Origin of the sequence: Streptomyces sp. ERV7 (assembly GCF_001653515.1) — a bacterium.
Classification (GTDB): domain Bacteria; phylum Actinomycetota; class Actinomycetes; order Streptomycetales; family Streptomycetaceae; genus Streptomyces.
The window spans coordinates 469,252-481,225 of the sequence record NZ_LYOY01000051.1 but is presented as its reverse complement, the minus strand read 5'-3'; the positions used below and the strand labels follow the sequence as shown (position 1 = coordinate 481,225).

The 11,974-nt window shown below is 72.0% G+C and carries 10 protein-coding genes; 4 read left to right on the top strand and 6 right to left on the bottom strand.

Annotated features, from left to right (window positions below; all coding sequences use genetic code 11):
- Position 1: 1 nt before the first annotated feature.
- From A8W25_RS25050 to A8W25_RS34115, 4 genes are all read right to left on the bottom strand, one after another.
- On the bottom strand, positions 2–2,545 hold the full coding sequence (locus A8W25_RS25050) for a sensor histidine kinase (RefSeq protein WP_067165242.1): 2,544 nt from the start codon (positions 2,543–2,545) through the stop codon (positions 2–4).
- 137 nt (positions 2,546–2,682) lie between these two features.
- Complete coding sequence (locus A8W25_RS25045; RefSeq protein WP_067167172.1) at positions 2,683–3,414, bottom strand: ABC transporter ATP-binding protein; 732 nt, start codon at positions 3,412–3,414, stop codon at positions 2,683–2,685.
- A gap of 796 nt (positions 3,415–4,210) precedes the next feature.
- Positions 4,211–4,801: a sigma-70 family RNA polymerase sigma factor gene (locus A8W25_RS25040; RefSeq protein ID WP_324616308.1), complete on the bottom strand. Its 591-nt coding sequence runs from the start codon at positions 4,799–4,801 to the stop codon at positions 4,211–4,213.
- Positions 4,798–4,953 carry a hypothetical protein gene (locus tag A8W25_RS34115; protein ID WP_158942697.1) on the bottom strand — a complete coding sequence of 52 codons (156 nt, stop codon included), beginning with the start codon at positions 4,951–4,953 and terminating at the stop codon, positions 4,798–4,800. Before A8W25_RS34115 ends, A8W25_RS25040 begins: the two co-directional genes overlap by 4 nt.
- A gap of 539 nt (positions 4,954–5,492) precedes the next feature.
- On the opposite strand from A8W25_RS34115, the gene A8W25_RS25035 reads away from it, so the two are divergent.
- The 3 genes from A8W25_RS25035 to A8W25_RS25025 all read left to right on the top strand — a co-directional run bounded on the left by A8W25_RS25035 (position 5,493) and on the right by A8W25_RS25025 (position 8,542).
- Entirely contained in the window at positions 5,493–6,590 is a 1,098-nt protein-coding gene (locus tag A8W25_RS25035) for a phospholipase D-like domain-containing protein (protein WP_234386567.1), read from the top strand.
- Between the two features lie 168 nt (positions 6,591–6,758).
- Positions 6,759–8,030, top strand: coding sequence for a hypothetical protein (locus A8W25_RS25030; RefSeq protein WP_158942695.1), 1,272 nt, complete (start codon positions 6,759–6,761; stop codon positions 8,028–8,030).
- A 59-nt stretch (positions 8,031–8,089) separates the two neighbouring features.
- Positions 8,090–8,542, top strand: coding sequence for a hypothetical protein (locus A8W25_RS25025; protein ID WP_067165235.1), 453 nt, complete (start codon positions 8,090–8,092; stop codon positions 8,540–8,542).
- 35 nt (positions 8,543–8,577) lie between these two features.
- On the opposite strand, the gene A8W25_RS25020 is transcribed toward A8W25_RS25025, so the two are convergent.
- Complete coding sequence (locus A8W25_RS25020) at positions 8,578–9,387, bottom strand: hypothetical protein (RefSeq protein WP_067165230.1); 810 nt, start codon at positions 9,385–9,387, stop codon at positions 8,578–8,580.
- A 94-nt stretch (positions 9,388–9,481) separates the two neighbouring features.
- Positions 9,482–10,630, bottom strand: coding sequence for a citrate synthase (locus tag A8W25_RS25015; RefSeq protein WP_067165227.1), 1,149 nt, complete (start codon positions 10,628–10,630; stop codon positions 9,482–9,484).
- Positions 10,631–10,731: 101 nt separating this feature from the next.
- On the opposite strand from A8W25_RS25015, the gene A8W25_RS25010 reads away from it, so the two are divergent.
- On the top strand, positions 10,732–11,955 hold the full coding sequence (locus tag A8W25_RS25010) for a citrate synthase (protein WP_067165225.1): 1,224 nt from the start codon (positions 10,732–10,734) through the stop codon (positions 11,953–11,955).
- The last annotated feature ends 19 nt before the right edge of the window (positions 11,956–11,974 follow it).

The window sequence follows — 11,974 nt, the reverse complement described above, 5'->3', positions numbered from 1 at the left end:
GTCACGAGGTGACCTGGGCGGAGAGGTCGGCGACGACCGGGCCGGGGCCGGGCACCGCCCTGAGGGTGAGGACCATGGTCATGCCACCGCCCGGGGTGTCCTCGGCGGTGAGGGTGCCGCCCATCGACTCGACGAATCCCCGGGCGACCGCGAGCCCCAGTCCCACTCCGGCGCCGCGCGGAGCGTCACCGTACCGCTGGAAGGGCTCGAAGATCCGTTCCTTGCTCTCGTCGGGGACGCCGGGGCCCCGGTCGGCCACCCGGACCTCCACGCGGTCGCCGAGGGCGCTCGCGGCCACCAGGACGGGCTCGGTCGCGGGGCTGTACTTGACGGCGTTCTCGACGATGTTGGCGACGGCCCGCTCAAGCAGCCCGGAGTCGACGGCGACCATCGGCAGGCTCTCCGGGATGTCCAGCTCGACGCTGTCCTCCGGTACGCCGCCGAGCGCCATCGGGACCACCTCGTCGAGGTCGATCTCGCGGATGATCGGGGTGACGGTGCCGGTGTTGAGGCGGGACATGTCGAGCAGGTTGCCGACGAGGTGGTCGAGCCGGTCGGCGCCGTCCTCGATGCCCTCCAGGAGCTCGGCCTCGTCGTCCTCGGACCAGTCGACGTCGTCGGAGCGCAGCGAGGTCACGGCGGCCTTGATGGAGGCCAGCGGGGTGCGCAGGTCGTGGCTGACGGCGGCGAGCAGCGCGGTGCGGATGCGGTTGCCCTCGGCGAGCTTGCGGGACTCCTCGGCCTTGTCGACCAGGCGCTGGCGGTCGAGGACGACGGCGGCCTGGGCGGCGAAGGCGCCGAGCACCCGGCGGTCCTCGGCGGGCAGCACACGGCCGCTCAGGGCCAGCGCCATGTGGTCGCCGACCGGCATGTCGACGTCGGCGTCCTCGGGGCGGGCCACGGGGTGCGGGCCGACGCTGCCCGCGCAGGTCCACGGCTCGACGTCGCCGGCCCGCTCCAGCAGGGCAACGGACTCCATGGCGAAGGTCTCGCGGACCCGCTCCAGGAGCGCGTCGAGCGTGGTCTCGCCGCGCAGCACGCTGCCCGCGAGGAACGAGAGGATCTCGGACTCGGCGCGCAGCCGGGCCGCCTGGTGGGTGCGGCGGGCCGCGAGGTCGACGACGGAGGCCACCGAGACCGCCACCAGGAAGAAGATCGCGATGGCCAGGATGTTCTTGGGGTCCGCGATGGTGATCTGGTGGACCGGCGGGGTGAAGTAGTAGTTCAGCAGGAACGAGCCGAACGCGGCCGAGGCGAGCGCCGGGAGCAGCCCGCCGAGCAGGGCCGCGGCGACCGTGAGCGTCAGGAAGAGCAGCATGTCGTTGGCGAGCCCGAGGTCCGCGTCGACATTGGTCAGCAGCAGGGTGAGCAGCGCCGGTCCCGCGACGCCCGAGAGCCAGCCCCAGATGCTCCGGACCCGCCCCAGCCGGGCGCCGCGCGCCACCGGAAGGCCGCGCCCCTTGGCGGCCTCCTCGTGGGTGACGATGTGGACGTCGAGGTCGGGCCCGGACTCGCGGGCCACGGTCGCGCCGACGCCCGGCCCGAAGACGTACTGCCAGGCCTTGCGGCGGCTGGAGCCGAGGACGATCTGGGTGGCGTTGACGCCCTGGGCGAATTCCAGGAGCGAGGCGGGGACGTTGTCGCCTATGACGTGGTGAAACGATCCACCGAGGTCTTCGACCAGCGTCCGCTGGACGGCCAGCTCCTTGGGCGAGGCGGAGGTGAGCCCGTCGCTGCGCGCCACGTACACCGCGAGGATCTCGCTGCCGGAGCCCTTGGCGGCCATCCGGGCCGCGCGCCGGATCAGGGTGCGGCCCTCGGGCCCGCCGGTCAGACCGACGACGATCCGCTCGCGGGCCTGCCAGGTGGAGCGGATGTTGTGCTCGCCCCGGTACTGCTGGAGGTACTCGTCGACCCGGTCCGCGACCCACAGCAGCGCGAGCTCGCGCAGCGCGGTCAGATTGCCGGGGCGGAAGTAGTTGGACAGGGCCGCGTCGACCTTGTCGGACTTGTAGATGTTGCCGTGCGCCATCCGGCGGCGCAGCGCCTGCGGCGACATGTCGACGAGCTCGATCTGGTTCGCCCGCCGCACCACCTCGTCGGGCACCGTCTCGCGCTGGCGCACGCCGGTTATCGACTCCACGACGTCGCCCAGCGACTCCAGGTGCTGGATGTTGACGGTGGAGACCACGTCGATTCCGGCGGAGAGCAGCTCCTCGACGTCCTGCCAGCGCTTGGTGTTGCGCGAGCCGGGCACATTGGTGTGGGCGAGCTCGTCCACCAGGGCGACGGCGGGTCCGCGCTCCAGGACCGCGTCGACGTCCATCTCGGTGAAGGCCGAGCCGCGGTACTCGATCTCGCGGCGCCGGATCTGCTCCAGTCCGTGCAGCATCACCTCGGTGCGCGGGCGGCCGTGGTGCTCCACGAACGCGACCACGCAGTCGGTGCCGCGTTCCACGCGCCGGTGGCCCTCGGACAGCATCGCGTACGTCTTGCCGACGCCCGGTGCCGAACCGAGGTATATCCGTAGCTTGCCGCGTGCCATGGCCCCATTGTCTTTCAGAGAACTGCTGCGTACGCGCTGCCGACCTTACGGCCAGCCATTCCGGCAAATCGGACGGGGGGTCCCGCTGAGCTGCCGTATTGACGCGATTCTGATGGGGGAAGGCGGAGCCGCGGCGGTCAGCCGTGGTCGATGATGCGCCCGTCGCTGAGCTCCAGGACGCGGTCCGCGAGCCCGAGCAGCTGGGCGTCGTGGGTGGCGACCAGGGCGGTGACGCCCTCGCTGCGGACGACCGCGCGCAGCAGCTCCATCACGGCGAGCCCGGTCTCGGCGTCCAGCTGGCCGGTGGGCTCGTCGGCGATCAGGAGCGCGGGCCGGTTGGCGAGCGCACGGGCGATGGCGACCCGCTGCTGCTGGCCGCCGGAGAGCTCGCCGGGGCGCTGCTGGGCGTGGTCGGCGAGCCCGACCAGGGCGAGCAGCAGCTCCACGCGCGCGTCGCGCTCGGCCGGGTCGGCCTTGCGCAGCCGCATCGGGACGCCGACGTTCTCGGCGGCCGACAGGATCGGGATCAGCCCGAAGGACTGGAAGATGAAGCCGATCCGGTCGCGGCGCAGCGCCAGCAGCCCCTCCTCGCCGAGCTCGGCCAGGTCCGTGGCGTCGACGGTGATCCGGCCGCCGTCGGGCCGGTCGAGCCCGCCGACCAGGTTGAGCAGCGTCGTCTTGCCGGATCCGGAGCGCCCCTTGAGGGCGACGAGCTCGCCGCGCGGCACCTCGAAGGACACCCCGCGCAGCGCGTGGACGGCGGCGGCGCCCTCGCCGTACGAGCGGCGCAGGTCCTCGACGACGACCATCGGCCCGGTGCCCGGATCCTCGGTGACGACCGCGCCGCGCCCGCTGGTGGTCTCGCTCATGTCCGCTCCCCCGTACGTCTGTTCCCCGGCCGCGCCAGTATGTGCAGCAGGCACCCTTTTGGGCAATGCGCAGGGCGGACGGACACCGGAAAACACCGGCGGGCCGCACCCCGGGAAGGGGGTCAGGGCGGTGATGTGCTCGGTGAAGTCCGGGTCGGGCAGGGGCAGGTCGAGGTCGTCGTCGACGTACGAGAGCGCGGCCGGTATGTAGTCGAGCACGGCGTGGACCAGGTCGGGCACCGGCAGGGGGCCGGTGCGCAGGGCGCGCAGGATGCGCAGTGTCGTGGTCAGGTCGACGTCCGCGACGGTCGCGCCGTGGCCGCTGAGGGTGTGGCCCTGGACGTGCCACCAGTCGGCCTCGGGGTGTTCGCCCAGGGCGCGGTGGTGCAGGCCGAGGCAGAAGGTGGCGGCCGCGTCGCCCGCCCCTGCCGCGTACTGCCACCAGAACCGGGCGGATTCGGGGCGGCCGGTCAGATGCAGCATGCAGCCCAGGATGCGGGCACCGGCCGGCTCGGGCAGCGCGCGGGCGAAGAAGAGCTTGAGGTCGTCGAGCGCGTCGGGGTGGATGACGAACATCTCGCAGACGACGGTGAGGTCCTGGGCCGCGCTCAGCTCGTCCAGCGGCGGTCCCGGCTCGGCCAGGAGCGCCCGCCAGGCGGCGAGCCGGGGGCGGCCCGACGGGGCCGCGGCGGTGTGCGGCGGCGCGGTGACCCGGGCGGCGAGGCGCTGCTCGGCGGCGTCGACGTCGGCCGCGGTGCAGGGCTGGTGGGCCAGGCGGGCACGGGCGAGCACCTCGTCAATGGGCGATGTCATCGGCGTGTCCCTCCTCGGTGTGCTGGGCCGCCGGGCCGAGGGTGTGGCGCAGTCGGCGCTTGGCGTGGCGGGCGGTGGAGCGGACGGCGGCCGCGGTGATGCCGAGGTGGTCGCCGACCTGGGCGGGGGTCAGGCCGTGGAGGTGGAGCAGCAGCATCACGTCCATCTGGCGCGGCGGGAGCTGGCGTACCGCGTGGAAGAGGGCGAGGCTCTCCTCCAACTGGCCTATGGGGTCGCAGGCCCGGGCCAGGGCCACCGTCTCGAAGGCGGCCGCCTCCAGCAGTGCCGGGCGCCTTCTGCGGGCGCGGGCCAGGTCGAGGGTGCGGCTGCGCAGCACGCTCCAGGCGTACGCGGCGGGGTTCTCCTTGGAGAGGACGACCGTCCAGATCATCAGGAGCTGTTCGAAAGCCGCGTCGACGGCTTCCTCGGCGTCCGCCCGGTGGTTGAGGACCGTCTGCGCCCAGCGCAGATAGACGGGCCGGTGCATATGGTGGAACGCGCTGAAGTCCACCGGCAGTTGCTGGTTCGTCATCGCGGGTCTGCCCGGCGTGCGGTGCGGCAGGTCCTGGCTCACCGGTCTCCCTCTCCGTCCGTACGCAGCAACTCGCTCACACCCGTCCGCACGCCCGCGGCCGCGGCCCGCCGCAGTAGCAGGGCCGCGTCGCGGCCGAACACCCGCATCGCGAGAACTGCCAGGACCACATCGCCCATCCGATCGATCGTCACGAGACTTCCGGCTCCTTTCTGGTGCGCTTCGAGGCCCGTCCGTCCCGCCCCCCGACGGCCTCGGAAGGCGCCGGTGCGCGCCTTCGAACAGATGACGCCCGCCGGAGCCGGAATGTGCAACCGCGGACCCGTGAAAGATCACCGGGCACTTGCGTTCCAATGGCGAACATGTGTTTGCAGCACTGCGCCCACTCCTCAACAGCCCTGTCCACACGGGACAGTTACCCTCGGTAGCATGGCCCTGACCTGGCGTTCGGGCGATCATCGCGGCGTGCGGGCGCAAGATTGCGCAAACCAGAAGCAACGCAACACCCGTGACCCATGTGACGCAAGACACATGGCATGCGAGGCAACCGATTGCGTCGGGTGCCGTCGGAGCGCCGGGCCCGGCGGGCTATCGTGCACCTGCTCACAGCAGGAACGATCTTTGTCGAGGAGTGAGAGACATCAGACGCATATGTGCCGCGGCGTTGTTCGCCGGGTCCCTCCTGGCCGCGTTGCTCGTCCCGTCGCCGGCCGCCGTGGCGGACCCGGCGCCGATGCCCGCCACGGGCGCCGTCTTCAACGACCCGCAGGGCACCGTGGCCGAGCAGAACGCGATCAAGGACCACATCGTCGGGGCGATCGACAACACCCAGAGCGGGCGTACGCTGCGCGCCGCCATGTACGCCCTGACCGACACCGGCTACAGCGACGCGCTGGTGCGTGCCCACGACCGGGGCGTGCAGGTCCGGGTCGTCCTCGACCACACGTTCTCCACCTCCACGGCCGCCACGCAACTGGCCGCCGCCCTCGGCAAGGACATGACCAGGACGTCCTGGCTGCACGTGTGCCCGAAGGACCGGGCGTGCATCGCGGACACCACGCTCGACCCGGCCAAGAACCACATCAACCACAACAAGTTCTTCCTCTTCTCCCGGGTGGGTGACGCCGGTGTCGCCGAGGACGTGGTGATCCAGACGTCCGCCAACCAGACCGCGGCGAACACCGACCGGTTCTGGAACAACGCGTACACCTCGGTGGGCAACACCGACCTCTACACCGCGTACACGGCGTACTTCAACGACCTCGCCGCCGAGAACCGCAACACCGACTACTACCGGCAGGGCACGACGTCGGGGGGCGAGAAGTACTACTTCTTCCCGCAGTCGACGGGTGACCTCATGGTCGACGTACTGAACAACGTGTCGTGCACGGGCAACACGACGGTCGGCTCCGCCTCCCACAAGACCGTCGTGCGCGTCGCCGCCTATGCCTTCACCCGCACCGAGGTGGCGGCCAAGCTGCGGCAGCTCGCCGACCAGGACTGCTGGATCGAGGTCGTCTACAACGAGACGAGCCAGCTCGCGACCCTCGGCAACCACGCCCGGATCAAGCCGTACAAGCTCCACCTCGACAACGGCACACCCGCGAGCGAGGCGGACGACCTGTTCGTGCACTCCAAGTACCTGCTGGTCGAGGGCAACTACGCGGGGCACCCGGACACCAAGTGGACCTTCACCGGATCCCACAACCTCGACGTCTCCTCCCTCCGGGAGAACGACGAGGCGCTGCTGCGCGTCGAGGGCGCCGCGACCCACGACGCCTACCGGACGAACTTCCTCGCCATGCGCTCCAAGGCCACACTGACCGGCTGATATCAGCCATGGGAAGCGGCCTTTCGTGACATGTCGGGCATGCTGGTGCGCCCGGCGAGGCCCTGCTCCTCGTCGGCGCACCAGGACTCCCGCCGCGGGAACACCCGTGCGACACTGACGCCGTTCCGATCACGGCAGCACCGAAACGTGCATGAAGGAGCGGCGTCGTTGAGCGTCACCATTGAAGGACAGATAGACATCGCGGGACCGGTGGGCAAGCTGCTGCACCGCCGCCCGCTCAAGAACAGCACCGTGATGCAGTCGTTCAACACCGACCCGGTGTCGGGCGACCTCTTCGTGCTCCAGCTGATGCAGGGCGGCCTGACCCTCAGCGGGGAGTCCGCGCCGGTCGACTACGACACCCGCAACGGCAACGGCGACATGTGCGTGACCCGCCTCAACCGGTCGGGCGCGATCACCGGATACATGTATCTGCGGGGCTTCGGCCACGGTGTCAACCTCGGTGTCGAGAACCGCGGCGGCACCATCCGCCTGTGGACCGAGACGGCGTCGCAGCCCAACTCCAAGAACGAGGGCTTCGGCACCTCCATCACCAACTTCGACTTCCGGTCGGGGACGGTCCTCGACTACGGGTCCTCGCTGCACGCCAAGCCGTACCGCCCCACGCCGACCGCGCTCTTCGCCACCCCCGCCATCGACCGCAGCTCCAACGAGCTCGTGGTGCGGTTCTACTCCGACGGCGCGACGCACTTCGAGCGGTACGACCTGGCCAAGGCCTCGGTGGGCGACTTCCAGGCGCTCCAGCGCATCGAGATGCCCACGGACCTGGGCGTGTTCCAGGGGTACACGTCCCACAAGGGCGTGCTGTACATGCTCAGCGGCGAGTCCAGCACCGCCACCAGGAACCCGTCGCCGGGCAACACCTACATCACCGCCATGGAGTGGGCCACCGGCAACGTCCTGACCCGGCAGTTCATCACCGCCGCGCCGGGCCTGGAGTGGCGCGAGCCCGAGGGCATGCACATCGACACCCGCAACGGCGTCACCAACCTCCACTTCGGCTTCGCCTGTGAGGACCCCGGGCCGCGCACCTGCACCATCGTGACGATCCCCGACACCGTCGAGGTCGACGGCGTCAAGGTGATCACCGACTGGACGCCGATCACCCTGGCCTCGGGTGTCACCGCCGACCTGAACCCGCCCCAGGGCCGGCTCATCAGTGTCGCCGGCACGACGACGCTGCAGCTCAGCGGCGGCGTCAAGGGCACCTTCGACGGCGACGCGGTCCTCGGCACCCTGCCCGACGCGCTGACCCCCAGCGTGGCGGCCCGCTGCAACGTCCCGCGCAACAACAACGGCGGCTACTGCGTCGCCCGGGCCGAGGCCGGCACCGACGGCGCGCTGCGGCTGTTCGGCGGGCGTGACACCAACGCCATCACCTGGGCCCAGCTCGACAGCTTCAGCGCCGTCTGGCGCTGACCGCGCCCGCAGAACTCTCCGTCATTTCGCACACGGCCTCGTCAAGGAGACCAACCACCATGTCCTTCAACCGCCGCAGCATTCTCGGCGCCGCCTTCGCCGTGCCCGCCGCCGTCGCCGTCGCCAACATCGCCACCGCCTCCCCCGCGGCCGCCGCCGGTGGCGTGGAGGCCGGCGACTGGGCCGACCTGGTCCTGGAGCCCGGCGTCACCGCGCAGGTCGGCGCGACCCCGCAGGTCCGCCTCGTCACCATCGCGGGCACCACCTTCCTCCAGGCCCGCGGCGTCATCACCGGCAGCTTCGCGGCCGACACCAAGGTCGCCACGCTGCCCGCCACCATGGCCAGGCCGACCTCGTACATCCGCGCCACCGCGCCCCGCAACAACAGCCAGGGCATCAACGCCTGCCGCTTCGAGGTGAACACCGCCGGTTCGGTAACCGTCTTCGGTGCCAACTCGGGCAACACCATCACCTGGGTCCAGTTCGACTCGGTCCAGACGATCTGGCGCTGAGGCCGGTCGGACGCCGCGTCACACGGCACTCCCGCTCAGGCCCCGGCCTCGGCGGGAGCGCCGCGGCGCCGGGGCCGCCCCCGGTTCCGGCCGCGGCGGGTACGGAACCGGCCGGCCCGGAGCCAGGCCTCGGCTTCGGGGTCCCGTACGGCCAGCTCGGCGAGCGCCGGGTGCGGGCTCCCCGGCCGGGCCAGCCATTCGGCGAAGGGGTCGGGCAGCTCGTCCGGCACCCGCACACCGCAGAGCCCGGTGATCTGCGCCAACAGCGCCGCACCGGTGGCGACGGCCGCGGCCCACTGCGCCGTCCCGTGCGGCATCCGGTCGAAGAGCCCGGTGGCGGCGAACCCGAACTGCCCCAGGAGCAGCGCCACCCCGGTGCAGCCGAGGCACCCGAGGTCACTCGGGGGAGCCGGCCGCTGCGGCAGCAGCCGCGCGGCGCAGTCGGCGTGGAACTCCGTCCGGACCGTGTGGAACTGGGGGTCGCGCAGCAGCACGTTGCCCAGGGTCGCGGGCGCGCTGCGGCGCCGCAGCGCGGCGAGCAGGGCGTGGGGAAGCGGGTGCCCGGCATCGCGTGCCGGGTCGGCGCCGGCGGCGGTGAGGCTCAGGTTTCCGCGGCGGTTGACGGTGACCAGCCCGTCGAGCACCAGCTGGGCGGCCGCCGCCTGGGTGTCGTCCTCGGGCCACCACCGGTCGGCGACGGCGTGGTACGGGTCGAGCTCGATCGCGGCGCAGTGCGCGACCGCCGCCCGGTACCAACGGTGCTCCGTGCGGCGGCGCAGGCCGATCAACCCGTACAGCACAGCTGTTACGGGCAGGACGACGCAGGCGAGGACGACCGGGTTCACGCGCCGAGCGTAGAGGCGCGGCGCGGGAGCGGTACATCCATTGTCCGACGGCGCCGGGCGGCGCCAAGTACCGTGCTCCGCACGCCCGGACGGCTCAGGGCGCGGGTACGGGGTGCGGCGGGGGCGGGCCCACATAGCGGGCCGCCGGGCGGATGATCTTGGAGTCCTCCGACTGCTCCAGGATGTTGGCGCTCCAGCCGACCACCCGGGCCGCACAGAACGTCGGGGTGAACATCTCGCGCGGCACTCCGCACAGCTCCATGACCACACCCGCGTAGAACTCCACGTTGGTGTGCAGCTCCCGGCCCGGTTTCAGCTCGGCGAGGATCGCCTCGACCTGCCGCTCCACCTCGACGGCGAAGGCGACCAGCGGGCCGCCGATGTCCTCGGCGATGCCGCGCAGCATCCGCGAGCGCGGATCCTCGGTGCGGTAGACGGGGTGGCCGAAGCCCATGATCCGGTCGCCCGCGAGGACGCGCTCGCGCACCCATGCGTCGATGCGGTCCCGCGAGCCGATGGCGTCGAGGGTGTCCAGGGCGCGGCTGGGGGCGCCGCCGTGCAGCGGGCCGGAGAGCGCCCCGACGGCCGCAACCAGGGACGCCGCCATGTCGGCGCCGGTGGAGGCGACGACGCGCGCGGTGAAGGTGGAGGCGTTGAAGCCGTGGTCGACGGTGGAGATGAGGTACCGCTCGATCGCCCTGACACGGTCGGGCTCGGGCAGCGAACCCGTCATCATGTACAGGTAGTTGGCGGCGTACGAGAGGTCGTCGCGCGGCTCGACGGGGTCGAGGCCCTGGCCGAGCCGGTACAGCGCGGTCAGCAGGGTGGGGACGGCGGCGCAGGCCGCGAGCGCGTCCTCGCGCCGTCGGTCGGCGTCGAGGTCGTAGACCGGCCGGAACCCCTGGGCGGCGCCGAGCAGGGAGAGGGCGGTGCGCAGTCCGGCGAGCGGTCCGGAGGCCGCGCCCGCCGCGGCGACGCCGGGCAGCGCGTCGCTCACTTCGCGGGGCAGATGGCGCAGGGCCGCGGTGCGGGCGGTGAAGTCCGCGCGGGCGGCGGCGTCGGGCAGTTCGCCGTGGAACATCAGGTGCCACACGTCCTCGAAGCCGCGGGTCTGCGCGAGTTCGACGGCCGAGTACTGGCGGTAGTGGTAGAAGCCCTCGCGGCCCCGGACGTCCCCGAGCGCGGTGTCCGTGACGACGACGCCCGCGAGCCCGCGGGGTACTGCCGTGGTGGTGGTCGACATGTCTCTTCCTCCCTCGATGTTGATTCGACTGTCTATGATTGACGAGAAAGCTGTCAATATTGATTGAATCAACATTGATCGATCTTGGATACGGTGACCTCATGACGGATCAGTCGCGACTCACCACCCGCGAAGCGGCCGAACGGCTCGGCGTGAAGCCGGAGACGGTGTACGCGTATGTCAGCCGCGGCCAGCTGAGCAGCGAACGGGCACCCGGCGGACGGGGCTCGACCTTCGACGCCAAGGAGGTCGACGCACTGGCCCGGCGCAGCGCCCGCCGCGAGCCCGCCGTACGCGGCGGCGAACTGAACTTCCGTACCGGACTGACGCTGATCGACAAGGACCGCTACTACTTCCGCGGGGTCGACGCGGTCGCACTCGCAGGGGCGTACGGCTTCGAGGAGGTCGCCGAGTGGGTGTGGACCGGCACGCTGCCGCGCGGCGCCCGGTTCACCGCGCCCCAGCAGTTCCTGGACGCGGCGCGGCTCGCGGTCGGCGCGCTGCCCGCGCACAGCGGCACCATGGACCGGCTGCGGGCCGCCGCGGTCGCCGTCTCCGCCGCCGATCCGCTCCGCTTCGACCTGGAGCCGGCCGCGGTGCTCGGCTGCGCCCGGATGCTGATCCCCACGCTGGTCGGGGCGCTGCCGACGGCGGGCAAGCGGCACCGGGGCGCCGAGCGGCTCGCCTGGCAGCTGTGGCACCGCCTCACGCCCAGGCTCCCCGACGAGGCGTCGATCAACGTACTGGACACGGCCCTGGCCCTGTTGATCGACCACGATCTGGCCGCCTCCACGCTCGCCGCCCGGGTCGCGGCCTCGGCGCGCGCCCATCCGTACGCGGTCGTCTCGGCCGGGCTCGGCGCACTGGACGGACCGCTGCACGGAGCCGCCAGCGGGCTCGCGCACCAGATGCTCACCGAGGTGCTGGAGCGCGGCGGCGCGGCCCCCGTGGTCGCCGCCCATCTGCGCTCGGGCCGGCGGGTGCCCGGCCTCGGCCACCGCCTCTACCCGGGCGAGGACCCGCGCGCCCAGGCCCTGTTCGCCCTGCTCGCGGAGCTTCCGCAGGCCGAGGAGGCGCTCGCCGCGGCCCACGACGTGGTCGCCACCACGGCCCGGCACACCGAGCTGCACGCCAACGTCGATCTCGCGCTCGCCGTGTTCAGTGTGGCCTGCGGTATGCCGGCCGAGGCGGGCGAGGCGGTGTTCGCGGTGGCCCGTACGGCGGGGTGGATCGCGCACGCCCTGGAGGAGTACGGGGAACACCCCCTGCGGATGCGCCCCAGCGCCCACTACACGGGCCCTCGCCCGCCACAGCCGCTGCCGTGACGGGCGAGGGGGACGCACA